The organism is Alteromonas oceanisediminis, from assembly GCF_018474025.1.
GTDB classification, from domain to species: domain Bacteria; phylum Pseudomonadota; class Gammaproteobacteria; order Enterobacterales; family Alteromonadaceae; genus Alteromonas_E; species Alteromonas_E oceanisediminis.
This window is the reverse complement of record NZ_JAHCTA010000006.1, coordinates 98,449-119,157: the sequence shown is the minus strand read 5'-3', so window position 1 is coordinate 119,157 and position 20,709 is coordinate 98,449. Positions and strand designations below refer to the sequence as shown.

At 49.0% G+C, this 20,709-nt stretch carries 18 protein-coding genes; 14 read left to right on the top strand and 4 right to left on the bottom strand.

All coding sequences use genetic code 11. From position 1 onward, the window contains the following. Nucleotides 1-40 precede the first annotated feature (40 nt). The 5 genes from rlmKL (at nt 41) to rmf (ending at nt 6,481) form a co-directional block, all read left to right on the top strand. Nucleotides 41-2,158: a bifunctional 23S rRNA (guanine(2069)-N(7))-methyltransferase RlmK/23S rRNA (guanine(2445)-N(2))-methyltransferase RlmL gene (gene rlmKL, locus KIU71_RS11865; RefSeq protein ID WP_214131505.1), complete on the top strand. Its 2,118-nt coding sequence runs from the start codon at nt 41-43 to the stop codon at nt 2,156-2,158. Then, on the top strand, nt 2,155-2,382 hold the full coding sequence (locus tag KIU71_RS11860) for a glutaredoxin family protein (protein WP_214131504.1): 228 nt from the start codon (nt 2,155-2,157) through the stop codon (nt 2,380-2,382). Before rlmKL ends, KIU71_RS11860 begins: the two co-directional genes overlap by 4 nt. Next, complete coding sequence (gene uup / locus KIU71_RS11855) at nt 2,379-4,319, top strand: ATP-binding cassette ATPase Uup (RefSeq protein WP_214131503.1); 1,941 nt, start codon at nt 2,379-2,381, stop codon at nt 4,317-4,319. Before KIU71_RS11860 ends, uup begins: the two co-directional genes overlap by 4 nt. 20 nt (nt 4,320-4,339) lie before the next feature. Beyond that, nucleotides 4,340-6,040, top strand: coding sequence for a DUF3466 family protein (locus tag KIU71_RS11850; RefSeq protein ID WP_214131502.1), 1,701 nt, complete (start codon nt 4,340-4,342; stop codon nt 6,038-6,040). 267 nt (nt 6,041-6,307) lie between these two features. Further along, the gene (gene rmf / locus KIU71_RS11845; protein WP_214131501.1) at nt 6,308-6,481 is read left to right on the top strand and encodes a ribosome modulation factor; all 174 of its coding nucleotides are present in this window, start codon (nt 6,308-6,310) and stop codon (nt 6,479-6,481) included. Between the two features lie 83 nt (nt 6,482-6,564). Here the strand turns inward: rmf and fabA are convergent, their stop codons facing one another. Continuing rightward, complete coding sequence (gene fabA, locus KIU71_RS11840; protein WP_214131500.1) at nt 6,565-7,083, bottom strand: 3-hydroxyacyl-[acyl-carrier-protein] dehydratase FabA; 519 nt, start codon at nt 7,081-7,083, stop codon at nt 6,565-6,567. A gap of 270 nt (nt 7,084-7,353) precedes the next feature. On the opposite strand from fabA, the gene KIU71_RS11835 reads away from it, so the two are divergent. After that, nucleotides 7,354-7,581 (top strand): hypothetical protein, encoded by a 228-nt coding sequence (locus KIU71_RS11835; protein WP_250207481.1) that lies wholly within the window; start codon nt 7,354-7,356, stop codon nt 7,579-7,581. Here KIU71_RS11835 and KIU71_RS11830 read toward each other — a convergent pair whose 3' ends face one another. Further along, nucleotides 7,582-9,087 (bottom strand): cryptochrome/deoxyribodipyrimidine photo-lyase family protein, encoded by a 1,506-nt coding sequence (locus KIU71_RS11830; protein WP_214131498.1) that lies wholly within the window; start codon nt 9,085-9,087, stop codon nt 7,582-7,584. Next, nucleotides 9,084-10,394, bottom strand: coding sequence for a DASH family cryptochrome (locus KIU71_RS11825; protein WP_214131497.1), 1,311 nt, complete (start codon nt 10,392-10,394; stop codon nt 9,084-9,086). Before KIU71_RS11825 ends, KIU71_RS11830 begins: the two co-directional genes overlap by 4 nt. A gap of 113 nt (nt 10,395-10,507) precedes the next feature. On the opposite strand from KIU71_RS11825, the gene KIU71_RS11820 reads away from it, so the two are divergent. The 3 genes from KIU71_RS11820 to KIU71_RS11810 are packed head-to-tail and all read left to right on the top strand — an operon-like array spanning nt 10,508 to nt 13,612. Then, nucleotides 10,508-11,935 (top strand): cryptochrome/photolyase family protein, encoded by a 1,428-nt coding sequence (locus tag KIU71_RS11820; protein ID WP_214131496.1) that lies wholly within the window; start codon nt 10,508-10,510, stop codon nt 11,933-11,935. A gap of 5 nt (nt 11,936-11,940) precedes the next feature. Then, the gene (locus KIU71_RS11815) at nt 11,941-13,479 is read left to right on the top strand and encodes a cryptochrome/photolyase family protein (protein ID WP_214131495.1); all 1,539 of its coding nucleotides are present in this window, start codon (nt 11,941-11,943) and stop codon (nt 13,477-13,479) included. Next, on the top strand, nt 13,466-13,612 hold the full coding sequence (locus tag KIU71_RS11810) for a DUF2256 domain-containing protein (RefSeq protein WP_214131494.1): 147 nt from the start codon (nt 13,466-13,468) through the stop codon (nt 13,610-13,612). Before KIU71_RS11815 ends, KIU71_RS11810 begins: the two co-directional genes overlap by 14 nt. Here the strand turns inward: KIU71_RS11810 and KIU71_RS11805 are convergent. Next, nucleotides 13,602-14,606, bottom strand: coding sequence for an endonuclease/exonuclease/phosphatase family protein (locus KIU71_RS11805; protein ID WP_250207468.1), 1,005 nt, complete (start codon nt 14,604-14,606; stop codon nt 13,602-13,604). The genes KIU71_RS11810 and KIU71_RS11805 overlap by 11 nt on opposite strands. Before the next feature lie 282 nt (nt 14,607-14,888). Here KIU71_RS11805 and KIU71_RS11800 point away from each other — a divergent pair, with 282 nt between their 5' ends. The 5 genes from KIU71_RS11800 (at nt 14,889) to acnD (ending at nt 20,708) form a co-directional block, all read left to right on the top strand. After that, a complete protein-coding gene (locus tag KIU71_RS11800) occupies nt 14,889-15,233 on the top strand; it encodes a zinc ribbon domain-containing protein YjdM (RefSeq protein WP_214131493.1) in 345 nt (114 codons plus the stop codon). Nucleotides 15,234-15,386: 153 nt separating this feature from the next. Continuing rightward, nucleotides 15,387-16,037, top strand: a complete 651-nt coding sequence (locus KIU71_RS11795; RefSeq protein ID WP_214131492.1) for a GntR family transcriptional regulator — start codon at nt 15,387-15,389, stop codon at nt 16,035-16,037. Between the two features lie 13 nt (nt 16,038-16,050). Next, nucleotides 16,051-16,944, top strand: a complete 894-nt coding sequence (gene prpB, locus KIU71_RS11790; RefSeq protein ID WP_214131491.1) for a methylisocitrate lyase — start codon at nt 16,051-16,053, stop codon at nt 16,942-16,944. A 19-nt stretch (nt 16,945-16,963) separates the two neighbouring features. Continuing rightward, entirely contained in the window at nt 16,964-18,088 is a 1,125-nt protein-coding gene (gene prpC / locus KIU71_RS11785; protein ID WP_214131490.1) for a bifunctional 2-methylcitrate synthase/citrate synthase, read from the top strand. A 25-nt stretch (nt 18,089-18,113) separates the two neighbouring features. Beyond that, nucleotides 18,114-20,708, top strand: coding sequence for a Fe/S-dependent 2-methylisocitrate dehydratase AcnD (gene acnD / locus KIU71_RS11780; protein ID WP_214131699.1), 2,595 nt, complete (start codon nt 18,114-18,116; stop codon nt 20,706-20,708). The last annotated feature ends 1 nt before the right edge of the window (nt 20,709 follow it).

Below are 20,709 nucleotides of genomic sequence, written 5' to 3'. Positions count from 1 at the left end.
CTGATTTTTCGCGCCACCGACTATGTTGAGAAATAACATCATGACAGAAACATCTGAGACACACCCCATTGTGCTCACTACGAGTCGTGGACTCGATGAATTACTGCAAAGTGAAGTCATCTCACTATTGCCGGATGCACAGCCGCGGTTGAAACCTGGCCAGATTTTACTCGATGCCACTCTGCGTGATGCGTATACCTTGTGCTTGTGGTCACGGCTTGCCAATCGAGTTATCTGGGTTCTATCAGAGGGTGACAGTGACACAGAGCAACAATTATACGAAACAGCACGCAGTATTGACTGGACGCAGCACCTCAAGCCAGGTCAACCCTTTGTGGTTAGTTTTAGTGGCACGAATCGTGAAATCAACAATAGTCAATATGGCGCCCAGCGGGTTAAAGATGCGGTTGTCGATTGTTTCGAAGATGCTGATCTGGCGCGTCCCAATGTCGACAAAATAAACCCGCAAGTGCTTATTCAGGCGAGGCTATGGCGAGATAAGATCCTTATCGGAATTGATCTCTCTGGCAAAAGCCTGCATCAGCGTGGGTATCGAACAGAAGCCGGTGAAGCACCGTTAAAAGAGCACGTAGCCAGTGCTGTACTCATTCGTAGCGGCTGGACAAAAGATACGGCCGCCGCGCTCATCGACCCCATGTGTGGGTCAGGCACATTGGCGATTGAGGCTGCGCAAATAGCTACCCACAGAGCACCGGGGCTGCTACGCAGCTTTTGGGGTTTTACGGGCTGGCGTGGGCATAATCCTGAGCAGTGGTCAGCGGTTCTGTCGGCAGCTCAACAGGCGGTGACCAAGCCCTCAGGTCCTATCTACGCCAGTGATAATCAAGTCGCTTTAATTGCCATCGCTAAACGTAATGCTGACAAAGCCGGCGTTTTTGATGTCATTGAGTTTAGTCATCAAGATGCGCTGAAACTATCAGCGCCCAAAACCCAGGCAGGTTACATCGTGTCTAATCCGCCTTACGGTGAGCGATTGAGCGACATGGCGTCGCTAGTGCCGTTTTTTGCCGATTTTGGCGCGCATCTAAAGGAGAACTTCGCTGATTGGCGCGTGAGTCTATTAACGTCACAACGGGATTTACTGCGTCAAATGAAGCTTCGTGCAAGCAACGAATATGCGCTGATGAACGGTAAGTTAGACTGCAAACTTGTCAATTTTGTACTGGATGAACAAAATCTGGAAACGCGAGCCGCCTCTGTGGGGCAGGAGTTTGCTAATCGCGTTAAGAAGAACATGAAACAGCTTCAACGATTTTTAAAACAAAACGATACCAACGCGTATCGCATCTATGACGCAGACTTACCCGATTACAACGTGGCCATCGATGTATATGCAAACTGGTTGGTTGTTCAGGAATATGCGCCCCCCAAGAATATTCCTGCCGAAAAGGCGCAGCGTCGCCTCAACGACATCATCATACAATTACCCAGCATTACAGGTGTTGCACCGGAAAATATTGCGCTTAAAGTACGCAGTCAGCAAAAGGGTAAGCGCCAGTATGAGAAAGTTGCGAGTGAGCACAATCTCATTACGGTATATGAGAACGGCGCTGAGTTTTACATCAACCCAACAGATTACCTCGATTGCGGACTTTTTCTTGACCATCGCAAGACGCGTCAAATCGTTGCTCAAAAGGCGCGGCGAAAGGATGTGCTTAATCTTTTTGCTTACACCGGATCCGTGTCGGTAATGTGTGCAAAAGCTGGGGCTCGCTCAGTGACCACCGTTGACTTATCCAAAACCTATCTGGACTGGGCCAAGCGCAATTTCACACTCAACAATCTGAGTTTACGCGGCGCATTCCGATTCGAACAAGCAGATTGTCTGAATTGGTTTAGCGAGCACACCGCCACATTCGATTTGATGTTTATTGATCCGCCTTCGTTTTCAAACAGCAAACGCATGGAGAGTACTTGGGATGTGCAGCGTGACCACGTTGCTCTGCTTACTCAGGCATTTGATAGACTCAATCAGGGTGGCGAAATCGTGTTTTCAACTAACTTGAGACAGTTCAAGATGGACACAGAATCACTTGAAGCTGTGGGTTTCACCCTAGAAAATATTAGCACTAAAACCTTACCAGAGGATTTTAAACGAAACCCTAAAATCCACCAGTGTTGGGTGTTGGCAAAGTGAAAATCATTCTGTTCAGTGGCCCACAGTGTCATCTATGCGACAATGCGCTTGAGGAACTGGGCAAGGTCACTCAGCCACTCGACATTGAAGTCAGAAACATTCGCGACAACGCGCAAGACTACCACCAATACGCTTTACGTATTCCCGTATTACTAAGGCAAGACACCCAGCAAGAGCTAGGGTGGCCGTTTAATGTTGATCAAATTGAGCAGTTTATTCAATGAGTTTAGTACAGTTAAAAAATGTCAGTGTATTGTATGGCACGCCACCGCTGCTGGATGGCGTTGATTTTGTACTACACGCCAAAGAACGCGTATGCATCGTGGGTCGCAATGGTTCGGGCAAAAGCACGCTGATGCGCTTGCTTGCCAATGAAATTCAGTGCGATGAAGGTGTACGTGTTGTGCCCGGGCAAACCCGGATTGCAAGACTCCCGCAAGACCCGCCAGAGAGCGTCAATGTCAGTATGTTTGACTATGTCGCCGAAGGGTTAGCGAAAGCGGGCGAGCTTTTAAAACAATACTTTCGGCAAATCAAAGTGGTCGAAACAGACTACAGCGAAACACAGCTCAATAAATTACAGCGTCTTCAAGAGCAACTCGAAGTCCATGATGCATGGAAGCTTGAGCAGCAAATCGGCAACGTGTTGACCATGTTAAACCTGGATCCTGAGCAATCGCTGGCATCATTATCAGGAGGCTGGCGACGAAAAGCCGCACTGGCACGTGCTTTAGTAGGCAATCCTGATGTGTTGTTGCTGGATGAACCAACAAACCACTTGGATATAGAGATGATCCGCTGGCTTGAAGGAAATTTAAAAGCCTATCAGGGGGCGATTGTTTTCATTAGCCACGACCGCGCATTTATTCGTAACCTGGCAACACGTATTGTCGACCTTGATCGCGGCCAACTTACCAGCTATCCCGGCGATTACGCGACCTACCTCGTTAAAAAAGCAGAAGATCTTGAAATTGAAGCTAATCATCAGGCTGAGTTTGATAAAAAGTTAGCCAAGGAAGAGGTGTGGATCCGTCAAGGTATTAAAGCGCGACGCACTCGAAATGAAGGGCGGGTAAGGGCGCTTAAGCGCTTACGCGAAGAACGCTCCGCAAGGCGCACCGTGGTAGGCAATGCGAAGATCGCACAAAACCAATCGGCGCGATCCGGCAAACGCGTATTCGAAACGGACTGTATAAGTTACGCGATCGATGAAAAGCCGATTGTGAGTCGTTTAAGTGTCAGTATTTTGCGTGGCGACAAAGTCGCCATTGTTGGCCCCAACGGGTGCGGGAAAAGTACGTTGATCAAACTGTTGCTTGGCGATCTAACCCCACAAAGCGGTGAAATAAAGCGTGGCGTCAATCTCGACATTGCCTATTTTGACCAGCACCGTAGCGCACTGGATTTAGATAAAACGCTGATTGACACCGTCGGTGATGGTAAGCGTGACCTGACTGTAAACGGCCAACCCCGTCACGTAATGAGTTATTTGCAGGATTATCTATTTTCGCCGGAGCGAGCAAATGTACCCGTGCGTGCGCTCAGTGGTGGGGAGAAGAATCGACTCATGCTGGCAAAACTGATGTTAAAGCCGAGTAATTTGCTCATACTGGATGAGCCCACGAATGATCTCGATGTTGAGACCTTGGAATTGCTTGAATCATTGCTGGTTGAGTACGACGGTACTGTTCTGCTCGTGAGCCACGACCGAGAGTTTGTCGACAATGTGGTTTCCTCCAGTTTGTATTTTGAGGGAAATGGCGTCGTTCAGGAGTTCGTGGGTGGCTACAGTGATATTCAGCAATGGTATCAGAACAAGCCAAACAGTGGATTCCTGAACACATCGACTGAAAAAGCGGCAAATAATGAAACTTCAAAGCCTCCACAGAGTCCTAGCGAGAGTAAACAGCAAACTGATGCTTCAACGCAACGTCCGAAAAAGCTATCATACAAGGATCAGCGAGAGCTAGACGCACTTCCTGGACTGATTGAAGATTTGGAACTACGTCAGGCAGCAGTGCAGGAGGCGATCAATGCCCCGGGCTTTTTTGAACTACCGGCCGATCAGACGGCGGTAAAGCTGGAAGCTTTAGCAGAATTACAAACTAAGTTAGAAAATGCTTACGCCCGATGGGATGCATTAGAAGACGCACAAGAATAACTGATTCAACAGGATATTTAATGAAGTTAAGCTCCATTGCGATGGCTGCGGCCGTCACGCTCACCACGGTTTCCACCTATGCGGCTCAATACCGGATTGTGACGCTGCCATTAGACAATCTAGCCAGCAACCACTTTGGCCAGACACTCACCAACGACGGGGTTGCCTACAGTACGCTGCAACGCGAATTTAATCCGCTGATCGACCTTTCGCTACTCGATTTTGAAAGCACGGAGTTGACCAGCAATCTCACCGATATTGAGGCGGCCAGAGCTGGCAATTTCAATGCCGCAGATTTGTCCTTCGTGTTTAATTTGCTGCAAGATGATGCCAATTTGGATAGGCAGGAAATAGCCCTGTTTAGAACGTTTAAAACCGATGGTATTGATATTGAACTGGTTCCCGGGCTAGACGTGGTGACCGACACGTTTAATGATTTTACGCGTTCGGTTGATAGCATAGCGCGCGATGCGCTGAGCGGTGAAATAGCCGTTGGCGTTTCAGATGGTCTGTATTACAAACTGCCCTATACACGTGAAAACGGTGACGACATCACCTTTGTGATCAGTGATATTCTTTCGCGTGGCTTTGCGCAGGTCAATGGCAGCACTATAGACCTACCTCCCGTAGAAACGGCGCTTGGCGGTATCAGTGAAGCGTTTGATATCAATAATAATATGCAGGTGGCGGGTTACGGTACCACGGCAGTCACGGATACGGTTCGTGACGCCATTGCGTCTTGTGCGGATGACGATGCCCGTGCCGATGTCCCTGAAGAAGTGTGCCTCGCTAATCTGCGCGGCGATGAAAGCGGTCAGGGTAATGTATTGCGTACGCGCGCGCAAACACGCGCGCACGTGTGGCAGTTGGCTAATGACGGAAGCGTGATCAGTGTAGAAACCTACGGGTTGGTCTTTGAACCCGAGCCAGACAACACAATCAGTTTTGTGAGTCGGGCTTTTGGTATTAATGACGCTGGGCTTGCAGTGGGTGAGTCAATGACCGGTGATGGCGTTAACATTACCCTACCGGGGCAAAGTTTTGCGTCTGCGCAAGCTGAATTCGTGGCTGTCAGCTTCCAAAACGGCGAAGTCACTGAGTTACTGCCTCGTGAAGAGAATCAACTCAGTACCGCATTGTTTGCCAACGATGAGTACATTGTCGGGACGGTTGCGCGTGATTTTAACGGTGTGTCTCGCCGTAAAATGTTTGTGTATACCATTGCTACCGGTGAAACGCGTTACCCAATCGGTTTCTTTAACAGTTCGGGTATGGTGCCGCGAGCCATCAATGCTAACAATATTATCGTTGGCGCGGCTGACGTTGAGGCAACCGACGGTCAGGTTCGTGAAAGAAATGCGTTCATGTACGATATCGACGCTGATGAGTTTACCAACCTTAACCGACTCATCGAATGTGACTCTGAGTACACGCTGATAGAAGGCACCAGTATTAATGATCAAAATGATATGTTGGTTAACGCACGCGTTCGCACAAATGGCCGTAATATCAAAGGTGAGGCTGTCAATGACAGTGCCGGTGAACCGGTGATAGTTGATGCAGCCTATGCGGTGAAACTGGAGGGTATTGCCGGTGGTCAGATTGATGACTGTCAGAACGACAGCGAAGAGTTTGAACGCTCTGGTGCAGCAAGCAGCTGGTTATTGCTCGGCTTGTTGGGTGTAATGGGCTGGCGCCGCATGGCTAAGCACTCTGGATAGAGTCGCTAACGTCCATTAACGAGCCCGCTGCCTGCGGGCTTTTTTTTGCCTATTTCACATAAGTAAACTGATATTCTTTTTGGCGTCAAAGTCGCGATTTTTATAACAATTTGGTGTAACAAAAAATTCATAAAACTATCATTACGTTAACACCGAAATCGATAAAAAGATGGGTGACAGGGTTGAACCAATCGGTTCAATCCACTATCTCTATTAGGTGGGTAAATTAACTTGCCCATGTGTCAATAATTCTACCGAGGTAACTCAATGAAAAGACAAAAAAGAGATAAAATGACCAGAGCTCATTCTAAAGGGTATAAAGCCGGCATCACGGGGCGTTCGAAAGAACTGTGTCCGTTTCAGACATCCGATGCTCGCTCAGAGTGGTTAGGTGGTTGGAGAGAGGCGTTAGAAGACCGAAATTTAGGATTTAGTCGCTAGTACTAGATCCGTGTGCGGATGGCCTATTGCGATCCGCAACAGAGTCATTGGAACCCCGCAGACGCGGGGTTATTTTTTTACCGTTAAAAATTGCTGGTGTCTTGAAACAAACCTACTTTGAGATCTTTAGCGCTATAAATGGCGCGACCATCCACTTTAACAACGCCGTCTGCCAAGCCCATAAACAACTTACGCTTCACCACACGCTTCATATCAATGTGATAGGTGACTTTTTTCGCGGTCGGCAAGATTTGACCGGTAAATTTCACCTCACCAACACCCAGCGCACGGCCTTTTCCGGGACCTTCACACCAACCAAGGAAAAAGCCTACCAGTTGCCACATCGCATCTAAGCCCAGGCAACCCGGCATCACAGGATCGCCGGGAAAATGGCAGTCGAAAAACCACAGGTCAGGCTTAATATCCAGTTCGGCGCGAATAAACCCCTTACCGTATTCGCCACCGGTTTCACTGATTTGTGCGATCCTGTCCATCATCAGCATATTTGGCGCGGGGAGCTGGCTGTTACCTGGCCCGAAAAGTTCACCTCGGCTACAAGCCAAAAGATCATCGCGGGAAAAACTGGATTTTTGTAAAGTCATAAATAATTAAACTGATACTGCAAGGTGGCGCTACTTTAGCGAACACTTGTACGCTAAACAACTCTGAACAGTCAGGAAAACACGTTAATTGAAAAAACCATCGTAGGATGGCTGGCTTATCGATGTTGCGCCGACACAGTTATGTTAAGCTAATTTTGTGACAGTACTGAGACAACCGTAGTGACGAAAACAACTCCAAATCAGACAAAGAAAAAATCTGCATCGGCAAATGCGGCCAAGCAAAAACGCTTTAGGGATCGGCAAAAAGCCATGGGCAAGAAGATGGTGAGGGGCTACATTTCACCTCAAGCCATGCGTTGTTATAAAGAAATCAGCCAAATTACGCAATGGAACGACAGTGATGTTCTTTCTAATTCACTACGATTAACTTATGCTGCTTACAAGTGCGGCCAAATCGGATTACTCACGAAATGGTTAAAAGACCATGAACCTGCCGCCGTCGAGGGCCAACACGAGGACGCAGATAAAAAGACGTAGTCATCCCTTTCGAGCACGATCGTTCACGGTGTGGCGCGCGAGGATCCGCTTCGCTTCCTGAGTCACATCGTCACGTTTTTGGAATCCCCACAGTCGTTCTCGTGCTTCCCGCCCAGCTTCAACGATATCAATTATTGGAACCGGGTAGTCTTCACCCACAATAACGCCATAAAAGCGCTGTTCCATGCGTGTTAATGTCCAGGGGTGATGAATCGATTCGTCGGGCACCTGACTGAGCTCAGGACACCACTGGCGGATAAAATTACCGCTTGGGTCACGCTCCAGCGATTGCTTTAACGGGTTATAAATACGAATGGTATTTGTGCCAGTAACACCGGCTTGCATTTGAAATTGCGGGTAGTGAATACCGGGCTCAAAGTCGAGAAATTGAGCACCTAAAAATTCAACACCCTGACGCCAATCGACATTCAGGTGGTGAGTGAGAAAACTCACCACCATCGCTCGCATACGAAAGTTCAAATAGCCCGTAGCGTGTAAAGCGCGCATGCAAGCATCAATCAGTGGGATACCCGTTTCACCCCGCTTCCATGTATCAACAATAGGGGCTACCTGTTCGTCTTTACGATAGGGAAATTGTGCATAGGCTGTATTGACTGCGCGATGCTGCATGGCGTGTTCGCTTTCAAATTTTTGTATAAAGTGGCAGCGCCACTGTAATCGGGAAGTGACACCGGCAATGGCTCTGGCCCACCCAGCGCGATGGGGTAACCGCTGCATATACTGCAGAATTTGTCGCGTTGTGATGTTTCCCCACGCCAGATAAGGAGATAAGCGAGAGCATGATTGCCGAGCCTTGCTAGGGTGGCTGATGTCTGATGCGTATGTTTTTCCGCGTTCGGCAAAGAAGTCGTGCAACGTGTGAAAGGCACGGCGTTCGCCGCCAGGCTGAAAACGTGCTTGGTTATCGTTCGATAACTGGTGAGGATTGTGGGTGGTGTTACCGAGCCGCGTTAACAGTTGTTGCACATTTTGGTCATGTTCTGCGACTTGATACCAGTAAGCGCTGGAAAAATCGGGGTCATCGGTTGGCATCTGCATAACGCGTTGCCAATGGGAGTCCCAACGCTCGCGGTGATTTAATCCACGCTGTACCGCAGCATTCGGTGATTCATGCCAGATGACGTTATGTTGGTTGCACCATCGGGCAACACCTTTATCCCTGTCGAAAGTATCTTGCACGCCTGTTTCAGCATAACTCAGTAGGGTGTCGAATTGGACCTGTCGGTGTATCTGTGAGAAAACCTCTGTGGCGACACCTGCGTATAGGCCTATTTGGCCGCTGAAAGGGGCAAGTTGTTGCTGCATATCTTTAAGCGATTGAGTGATAAAACGCCAATGACGCGGCAACATGTGCGGATCGTCAATATTAATCGGCTCAATGATATATACACAGAAGAGGGGTTTACCTGATGCGCACGCTTGTTTAAATGGCAGATGATCGCGTAAGCGTAGGTCGCGCTTCAGCCATACCACCAGTGGTTTCATGACGCATCATCTAACCATCGTTGGATAAACTGGCGATCCGGATCGTAAGTCTGCGTTTGTTTTTCTAGGTTAAATTGCCGGTGTCCACGCGGATCACTGCCTACGCCCGCAAGGTACTGCCAGTTTCCCCAGTTACTGGCAACGTCGTAATCGACCAATTGCTTTTCAAAATAAGCAGCACCATAGCGCCAGTCGAGATTGAGCTCATGAACAAAGCAACTGGCGACCAGTTGCCGTCCACGGTTTGACATGAACCCGGTGGTGTTCAACTGGCGCATGCACGCATCAACAATGGGATAGCCTGTGTCGCCATCACACCACCGTGTGAATCGCTCATGATCATGGCGTGTTGTGGGGGGAGATTGTTGGATCCCACCGAACTGAAAAAAAGCAGCGCCGTGTTTGGTTAGTTGCCAATGAAAGAATTCGCGCCACAGTAATTCAAAATAGAGCCAGTAAGTAGAATCGTTTTTCACACGCTCTTTTTCGTAGGCGCCGATCGTCTGATATACCTGCCTTGGGCTGATACAACCATGCGCCAGCCATGCTGAAAGTTTTGAGGAAAAGTCCCACCCATCCAGACCGTTACGTGTTTCTTTGTAGCTGGCCAGCGCGTCACACTTAAATGTGTAGTAATCAAGTTGCGCCAAAGCCGCCGTTTCCCCCCCGATTAAACGTGGAAAATGTTGTTTTCCATGCGCCGTACTCAGACCAATGGATTCGTAGGAACAATAATCAAAGTCGGGCACTTTTGGCTTTAATGATGCTGGCGCGTCGACAACCTGATTCGGTGTGAGTGACTTTTCGATTTTACGTCTGAATGGGGAAAACACATTGGGCATGTCGTCAAGTGCGAACGGTAAGTCATCGTCGTTAAAAAGTGTACTTGGTGGCCCCTCAATACATTCACTCGCATGATTGCGTGCAAGCCGTTTTAGCGCGGTAAGTTGTGTGGTTTCATTCACGCCAGCGTGCCGCGACATGCCCACGACAGTAGGTTGAACATAACCCATCAACTCATCCATTGTATCGACGGGATCAGCCGTTACGCATAGGTGCAACGCCTGCCCATGTGATGTCAGTTGTCGGTCCAAATCTTGTAATGACTGATAAAGAAACAGTTGACGTTGCGCACTCAGCGCGCCGTTTTGCCTGTGCTGCGGTTGCCACTGGGTATCCCTGAGAGTCAGTTGGTGTACCAGATAAACACATAAAAGCTGATCACAGCGCTGCACAACAGCGAGCAACGCTGGGTTGTCTGAGAGACGAAGATCATGTTGAAAAAAGAATATTCCGTTAGAACGCATTTGAAAGGACCCGTCAGTGATTACTATGAGTTTTAGTCAATTTGGCGCTGAATGGATCGAAAAAACGGATTAATCAGTAGTGATAAATACACTTCATCAGAATAAGAAAGATTATGACGGTAGCAACGACGCTGGTTTGGTTTCGGCAAGACCTTCGTGTTAAAGACAATCCCGCATTACATTGGGCTGTAGAGCAGGGCAAAGTAATTCCACTGTACATTGACGATACTGAGACTGATGAACATGAGCAATTGGGCGGTGCGTCTAAGTGGTGGCTGCATCACAGTTTGACCTCGTTGCAACAGCGTCTTAACGGCCATTTAATCATTAAGCAGGGAGACCCGGCTGACATCATCCGCCATATGCTCGATTCAGAGGATATCGACAACGTTGTATGGAATCGGTGTTATCAGCCTCATCAAAGAGAACGCGACAAATCGATTAAAACCGCCATCAAAGACGAGACTGATGTTACCGTTAAGAGTTTTAATGGCAGCCTGCTGTGGGAGCCTATGCAGATCAGCAAAGCGGATGGTGGGCCCTACAAGGTGTTTACGCCGTATTATCGCAAAGGCTGTTTGAAAGCGGATGCGCCTCGGCACCCTGTCGGTGCTCCGGAACGAATAACCTATGCGGATCACGCCTTTCAACGTGGGTCAGTCGATGATCTTGATCTACTACCCAGTTTAGATTGGGATGCAGGCTTCTCAGCCCATTGGAAACCGGGGGAAGATGGTGCATCTGATAAGTTAAGTACGTTTATTAGCGATGCCGCACTTGAATATAAAGACCAACGGAATATCCCGTCCGCATCAGGCACCTCACGACTTTCACCTCATCTGCATTTTGGCGAAGTGTCGCCCAATCAGGTCTGGTACGCCATCCTTGATGCTTTTGACGGGAGCGATAACGACAACATCGACACCTACCTGAGCGAGCTGGGCTGGCGCGAATTTAGTTACTATTTACTGTATCACTGGCCTGATTTTATCAATAAAAACTTTAACGAAAAGTTTGATGATTTTCCGTGGCGCTCCAGCAAAAAGGACCTAGTAGCCTGGCAACGGGGCAAAACAGGCATCCCGATCGTGGATGCAGGGATGCGTGAATTGTGGCAAACCGGCTACATGCATAATCGTGTGCGCATGGTAGTCGGCTCCTTTCTGGTGAAAAATCTATTGCTTGATTGGCGCGAGGGCGAGCGTTGGTTTTGGGATTGTCTGGTGGATGCCGACCTCGCCAGTAACACAGCAGGCTGGCAGTGGGTGGGCGGTAGTGGTGCTGATGCCGCGCCGTACTTCCGTATTTTTAATCCAGTGCTTCAAGGCGAAAAATTTGACAAAGCGGGCGAGTACGTACGCGAATACTGCCCAGAACTGTCAGACGTGCCCAATAAATACCTGCATAAACCCTGGGACGCGCCAGAGGATGTGCTTGAGAAAGCCGGCGTGACACTGGGTAAGGAATACCCGGAACCCTTGGTCGACTTAAAGGCTTCTCGCCAACGCGCGTTAGACGCCTATCAAGAAATTAAAGGGTAGTCTACATGGCAACGTTACGGTTAGTGTTAGGCGACCAATTGCGCGACGATATTTCAGCACTGCAGGGGATCAATAAAGAGACTGACTTTGTGCTCATGGCTGAAGTCAACGCAGAAGCCAGCTACGTCAAACATCATAAAAAGAAAATTGCGTTTTTGTTTTCGGCCATGCGTCATTTTGCGCGATCGCTGCGTGATGATGGGTACAACGTAACTTACATTGATTATGACCATAAACACAATAAAGGCGCATTGTTTAAACAGGTGCAATGGTTTTGTGAAAAGCACGCTGTGGATGATGTGGTTGTCACTCACCCTGGCGAACATCGTCTGCTTCAGGACATGCAAGCATGGCAGGATACACTTGATAAACCCGTGGAAATTAGAGCTGATAATCGTTTCTTGGTTTCTCAGGACTTTTTCGCCGATTGGGCAGAAGGCAAAAAGCAATACCGCATGGAGTTCTTTTACCGTGAAGTGAGAAAGAAAACGGGCTATTTGATGGAGGCGGGAGAACCTGCCGGGGGAAAATGGAATTATGATTCACAGAATCGCGAACCGATGCCTAAGAATCATTCAGTACCTGACCCGACAACATTCAAGCCAGACGATGAAACGCAAGCTGTCATCGATTTGGTGGCTAAGCATTTCGATGATCATTTTGGGTCCCTCGAAAACTTTCACTTTGCCGTTACGCGTAACGATGCATTGGTCGTGCTGAATGAGTTCATAGAGCAGAGATTACCTGACTTTGGCCAGTATCAAGATGCGATGGTTACCGGTGAACCATGGATGTTTCATTCCCACATCAGTTTCTATCTAAACTGCGGTTTACTCCGTGTCGAAGAGGTCGTTGAGCAGGCCATTATTGCCTACGACAGTGGGCAAGCGCCACTCAATAGCGTTGAAGGTTTCGTGCGCCAAGTGATTGGATGGCGGGAATACATTCGAGGATTTTACTGGTATTTCATGCCGGATTTGGCGTCGCAAAATGCGCTTCAGGCAACACGAAAACTGCCAGAACTCTTCTGGACCGCTGACACCGATATGTTTTGCTTACAACAATGTGTGCAGGAAACAAAAGACAATGCCTATGCTCACCACATTCAACGCCTGATGGTTCTGGGAAACTTTTTGTTGCTCAGCGGCGTCGATCCTAAATGGGTGAATGAGTGGTACCTGATTGTGTATGCCGATGCCTATGAATGGGTCGAAATGCCAAACGTTAGCAGCATGATATTGTATGCCGATGATGGCATGCTGGCGAGTAAACCGTATGCAGCGAGTGGCAGTTATATTAATAAGATGTCTGACTATTGCAAAAATTGCCATTACAGCGTCAAGGAGAAAACCGGTACTCAAGCGTGCCCATTTAACTATTTGTACTGGCATTTTATAGACCGTCACAAAGAGAAACTGCAGGACAACCCACGTATGGCGATGATCTATCGAACGTTATCTAAAATGGATCCTAAACAGGTACAGCATATGCTGGAGGATGCCGACGCGTTTTTAAGCAAACTTGATGCTAATGAAAAAGTCTGACCTGCCGGAAAAAATATGTCCTGTTTGCCAGCGACCTTTCACGTGGCGAAAAAAATGGCAGCGCGACTGGGAGAACGTTAAGTATTGTTCTAAGCGCTGCGCAAGCCAGAAGTCGAAGAGCGTTACGGATTAAGTTTTAGCGTTGTTAACAGCGGAAAATGGTCAGAGCCGAACTCATCCAATCGCTGCAACGACACCAACGCAAATTCCCGGCTTACAAAGATATGGTCTAAGGGCCAACGCGCCCAACCATGTTGTGCATGGAAGGTGTTAAAAAAGCCTCGCCCGACACGTGGATCGAACAGGCCACTTCGGCGCTGAAACTCCCTCGTGGTGGGAGACCAAGCGACGTCATTTAGGTCGCCCGTTACGATGACGGGCTGGGTTATGTCGATAGCCTCATCGGCTACGCGCATAAGCTCGCAATCGCGCGGTGCGGCGGTCGGGGCTTCGGTCGGACTCGGGGGCTCCGGATGCACGAAGAAGCATTTAACGTGAGCACCGCTTGGTAAGCTGACACCGCATTTCACCGAGGGGATCCCTTCCTTTACCCGTTCGCTCACCACAACATCATGCAGAGCCAGTCGACTATAAACGTGCATTCCATAAAGATTATCCAGAGGAATAGAAACACGGTGAGGGTAGTCTGTGAGCACTGGATCGAGTTGATCCTGCCACCATTGATTACTCTCAAGGGTGACAAGAATATCGGGGCGATTCACCTTTACATGGCGAATAAGTCCTTGCGCATTGCGATTCGTCATCAGCACATTAGCGGTAAGAATGGTCAGCGTTTCATCACCCGCTACGGCATGATGGCGAGCTACTTCGCTCTTGTACAATTGAGTGTATGGCAATATCCAGTAGCTTTGAAAACATGCCACTGCGAACACTGCAATAAGCTGTGCTATCCACTCACTTTGCGTAAATTCGGACGCAAACACCACTAGCAAGACAAAGCCGAATATCGCTAACACAATAATTTGGACGCGGGGAAATTCCCACACGCGAAATACCCAGTGATTATTAGGTACCAGAGGCAGTAAGGTAATTGCGCAAACCGTGAGCGTCAGCGCATAAGATAACCCATAAGCGATATCGCCCAAGTAGAAAAGCATGTCGTTCATGATGTTCCTTATTGTCGTTTTGCTACCACAAACGGCAGACTTTATGCTGTTATCACAGGCAATGCGATCGGATTGTGCTATCACCGACTCAAATCAGCAACGGTTTTATAAGCAAATATGAGGCCGACACGGTTGAGTCTCCCCATCAGGCGCTGCGCTTATACAGGTTGACTGACTGCCAGTAAAAATTGCCTATAATCCGGTAAATCTTCCTCTTAGCACATACACCGTGCATTGCTGATACACTACAGCTTTTATTGAAACGACGTTGAGGAATTGATGATGTCGACACACCCACCATGCCCGCAGTGCGACTCTTTATACGTTTATCATGATCAAAATCAGTTGCTTTGCCCTGAGTGTGGCTACGAATGGAATCCGGAAGAACTGCTAGCGCAAGAATCGATTATCGTGTCGGACGCAAATGGCACAGCATTAGCCGAGGGTGATAAGGTGACCGTGGTCAAAGATCTCAAAGTGAAAGGCAGTTCGATGGTGATCAAAGTGGGCACAAAAGCATGGATCCGTCGCATTCTTGATAAAAAAGACCACGAGCTTGATTGTAAGGTGGATGGCGTGGGTGAAATGATGGTGACGGCTCGGTTTGTCAAAAAAGCCTGCGGCTGATCCCAAGGGAGACACGCCCTGGTCGGTCTTAAATCACAGCCACTAGGTCGCGTGTCATGGATAAATTGTCGACAATAAAGCGCTCGAAGCTTGCATTACCATTAAATTTAGCTACCATTGTCGACAATTTGATCGACCTTCGTGCATCAACCTATGCTAATCGAACACGCCGTTACCGCGGCCGACAAGCTCTTTTATCAATTGCGCAAAGACATTGTTGAAGGCGTTGTTGCGGCTGGATCCAAACTCAGCGAAGCAGAATTGGCTTCGCAGTATCAGGTCAGCAGGGCGGTCGTGCGCGAAGCCATCAATCGTTTATCAACGTCTCATCTGATTGAAAGAAAGGCCAACGTAGGGGCGCGGGTTGTATCACTGACTTCTGCTGGCTTAGATGAACTGTATCAGGTGCGGGAATCGTTAGAAGGCATGGCAGCTCGACTTGCCGCACGTCACATGCCAGTGGCTGAAATTCAGGCATTAGAAGCGTTACTGGATTCACATCTCAGTAAGGTAAAAGGTGAGCATTCCTATTATCAGGAAGCCGGCGATGTTGATTTTCACTACCGGATCGTCGTCGGAAGCCAGAATAAACAGTTAATCAATTTACTCATTGACGGCATTTACCATCTGGTGCGTATGTATCGTGTTCAGTTGGGTATGGCGGGCCCGCGAGTGACCACCGCATTTGATGAGCACCGTAACATTGTTCGAGCCATTGCCGACCGAGATGAAGAGTTGGCTGAGCTGTTGATGCGCCGTCACATCACCTATTCAAAACATCATATTCAACTTAAATTAGCTTAAAAGTGAGGTTTTCATGACAACGAGACTCAGTGCAGGCAGACGTTTTCGCAACGCATTGGTCGACAACAAGCCACTGCAAATCGTCGGAACAATCAACGCGTACGCAGCCATGATGGCGGAGCAAATAGGCCATCAAGCGATTTATTTGTCGGGCGGTGGTGTAGCTAACGCGTCCTACGGTTTACCCGATTTAGGTATGACGTCGTTAAACGATGTGCTGGTAGACGTGAATCGGATCACTTCAGCGTGTGATCTGCCACTGTTGGTCGACATTGATACCGGTTGGGGCGGCGCATTCAATATCGCTAAGACCATCCGTGATATGGAGAAGGCCGGCGCTGCTGCGGTACACATGGAAGATCAGGTCGCTCAGAAACGCTGTGGACATCGACCCAATAAAGCGATTGTATCGACTGCGGAGATGGTCGACAGGATCACCGCTGCGGTTGATGCCCGTACCGATCCTGATTTCTTTATTATGGCAAGAACCGACGCGTTTGCTCAGGAAGGGTTAGACGCCGCGATCGAGCGCGCAAAAGCCTACGTCGCTGCGGGCGCTGATGGCATTTTTGCAGAAGCCGTACAAACCGAATCGCATTATAGAGCCTTTGCAGAGGCACTCGATGTGCCCATTCTGGCGAATATTACTGAATTTGGTAAGACTGAGTTATGGAACGCCTCGCAGCTTGGTGAGTGGGGAGCGGCCATGGTGCTTTACCCGTTGAGTGCGTTTAGAGCGATGAATCAAGCGGCAGAAACGGTATACACCGCTATTCTTAAAGATGGTGATCAAAAAGCCGTCGTCGATTCCATGCAAACCCGAATGAAGCTTTATGATTACCTCGGTTACCACGATTACGAACAAAAACTGGACGCGCTGTTTTCAGACGGCAAAAATTTAAATTAACGATTGCGGAGAAAGATAGATGGCTAAAGTATTAAGTGGTGCCGGTTTACGCGGCCAAGTAGCAGGTAAAACAGCACTCTCAACGGTAGGTAAATCTGGCTCGGGCCTGACTTATCGTGGTTATGATGTCAAAGATTTAGCAGAGCATTGCCAGTTTGAAGAAGTGGCGCATTTGATTTTAAAGGGTCACTTACCGACACAAGATGAACTATCAACCTACAAGGCTGCATTAAAAGCGCAGCGCGGTCTGCCGCAGGCATTGAAAGACGTACTTGAGCGAATTCCTGCTGCAGCCCACCCGATGGATGTTTTGCGCACAGGTTGCTCGATGCTGGGCAATTTGGAAATGGAAACGGATTTTGCAGTGCAGGATGCCGTAACTGACCGCATGTTGGCTTGTTTCCCCAGTATTATTTGTTACTGGTATCGTTTCTCGCACGACGGTGTTCGCATCGATGTTGAAACGGATGATGATTCAATCGGCGCGCATTTCCTGCATTTATTGCATGGTAAAAAACCGAGTGCTCTGCATGAAAAAGTCATGCATGTGTCACTTATCCTGTACGCAGAACATGAGTTCAATGCGTCGACCTTTACAGCGCGCGTTTGCGCATCAACGCTGTCCGATATGCACTCGTGCATTACCGGCGCGATCGGTTCGTTGCGTGGGCCGTTGCACGGCGGCGCAAATGAAGCGGCGATGGAGTTGATTGAAAGTTTCACATCGCCTGATCATGCGGAAGAAGAGATGATGGGCAAACTAGCCCGAAAAGAGAAAATAATGGGCTTCGGGCACGCTATTTATGCGGACAGCGACCCACGCAACGCGATTATTAAACAATGGGCAGAAAAGTTAGCTGACGATGTGGGCGACGAGGTGTTGTATCCCGTTTCTGTGCGTTGTGAAGAGGTCATGTGGCGAGAGAAGAAGTTGTTTTGCAACGCTGACTTTTTCCATGCTTCAGCCTACAACTTTATGAATATACCCACCAAGTTATTCACGCCGATCTTTGTGATGTCGCGGCTCACGGGGTGGGCCGCACACGTTATGGAGCAGCGTGCAGACAACCGAATTATCCGTCCGTCGGCTGAATACACTGGCGAAGACCTACGTGCCGTTGTGCCCATCAGCGAGCGCAGCTAACCTGCAAATTAGTGAGGTTACAATGATGAATACTGAATATCGCAAGCCACTGCCAAACAGTAAGGTCGATTACTTTGACACGCGCGAGGCTGTGAATACCATTAAGCCTGGCGCCTATGAACGTCTGCCTTATACGTCAAAGGTACTGGCGGAAAATTTGGTGCGACGCTGTCCATCAGATACATTAACCGATTGCCTGACGCAAATCATAGAGCGTAAACGCGATTTAGACTTTCCCTGGTATCCGGCGCGCGTAGTGTGTCACGATATACTGGGTCAAACGGCGTTGGTCGATCTGGCCGGGTTGCGCGATGCGATTGCCGCGCAAGGGGGCGATCCAGCTAAAGTAAACCCGGTGGTGCCAACACAGCTTGTGGTGGACCATTCCCTCGCGGTTGAGCACGCCGGCTATGAAAAAGATGCGTTTGAGAAAAACAGAGCGATTGAGGACAGACGCAACGAAGACCGCTTCCATTTTATCAATTGGACGAAAACCGCGTTTAAGAATATTGATGTGATCCCGCAGGGGAACGGTATCCTGCACCAGATTAATCTGGAGCGCATGTCGCCTGTGATCCAAAACCGCGATGGTGTGGCTTTTCCCGATACGCTTGTGGGCACCGATAGCCACACGCCAATGGTTGATGCATTGGGTGTCATTGCGTTGGGCGTCGGCGGGCTTGAGGCTGAAAGTGTCATGTTAGGTCGGGCCTCTTACATGCGCTTGCCCGACATCGTAGGCGTTGAACTACTAGGAAAACCTGCGGCAGGCATCACGGCCACCGATATTGTACTGGCTATTACCGAGTTTTTGCGCAAAGCGAAAGTTGTGAGTGCTTATCTGGAGTTCTTCGGCGAGGGCACAAAGCACCTGACGTTAGGCGACCGCGCAACAATTTCCAATATGACGCCCGAATACGGTGCGTCAGCAGCCATGTTCTACATTGACGATCACACGCTGGATTACCTGCGCCTGACCGGTCGTGAAGACGATCAGGTAACCTTGGTTGAGAACTACGCGAAACATACGGGGTTATGGGCAGATGATCTGGCCAATGCTGAATACGAGCGCGTGTTGCAGTTTGATCTTTCGTCTGTCGAGAGAAACATCGCTGGGCCCTCAAACCCGCACACAAAAGTCTCTACAAAAGATCTTAAAGTGAAAGGGATCAGTGCTGCGCAAGCGCCGCAAAATGGCGATGAAATGCCAGACGGGGCGGCCATCATTGCCGCGATAACCAGTTGTACCAATACCAGTAACCCACGCAATATGATTGCAGCGGGCTTGATTGCGCGCAATGCAAACGCCAAGGGATTAACACGTAAACCTTGGGTTAAAACCTCATTAGCACCGGGCTCAAAAGCCGTTCAGCTTTATCTGGAAGAGGCAAAGCTGTTACCAGAGCTTGAGCAGTTAGGCTTTGGTGTGGTCGGGTTTGCTTGTACATCGTGCAACGGCATGAGCGGGGCGCTTCGTCCCGAGATCGTCGATGAAATAAAGCGCCGCGACTTATTTACGACGGCGGTTCTGTCAGGCAACCGAAATTTTGATGGTCGTATACACCCCTATGCGCAACAAGCCTTTTTGGCCTCACCACCGCTAGTGGTTGCCTATGCCATAGCGGGTACGATCCGCTTTGATATAGAGAAAGACATTCTGGGCCAGGATCATGACGGCAATGACGTTAGATTAGCCGACATTTGGCCCTGCGATGAAGAAATTGATGCCGTGATTAAAACGAGCGTCAAGCCGGAACAGTTCCGCAAAGTTTACGAGCCAATGTTTAATCTCAGTGTCGATTACGGTGAAGATAACGATCCGTTGTATGAATGGCGCCCACAGAGCACTTACATTCGACGCCCGCCTTATTGGGAAGGTGCGCTTGCAGATAAACCATCGCTGACAGGATTACGGCCGTTGGCCATACTCGGTGACAACATAACAACCGATCACCTGTCGCCGTCGAACGCCATTATGCTGGACAGTGCTGCCGGAGAGTATCTGGCGAAAATGGGATTACCCGAAGAAGATTTTAACTCTTATGCCACCCATCGAGGAGATCATCTCACCGCGCAGCGGGCTACCTTTGCCAATCCGCGCTTAAAAAACGAGATGGCCATTGTTGATGGAAAGGTCAAAGAAGGCTCGCTCACGCGTTTGGAGCCAGAAGGTAATGTGATCCGCATGTGGGAGGCCATTGAGACCTACATGCAGCGCAAGCAGCCGTTAATCATCATTGCTGGCGATGATTACGGGCAGGGGTCCTCACGAGACTGGGCGGCAAAAGGCGTACGCCTAGCCGGCGTTGAAGTGATCGTCGCACAAGGCTTTGAGCGTATCCACCGTACCAATTTGATTGGTATGGGTGTGTTACCGTTAGAATTTATGCCAGGCACGGATCGGCATACATTGAAACTGGATGGCACTGAAGCATATGATGTTCAGGGGCAGTTAGCACCGGGAGCGACGCTGACCCTGATTGTCAATCGCCGTTCAGGTGAATCGGTCACAGCGGCTGTCAAATGCCGCCTCGATACCGGTGAAGAATTGTCTATTTATGAAGCTGGCGGTGTTTTACAACGTTTTGCAAAAGACTTTTTAGCTGCGGAGCAAAGCTAAT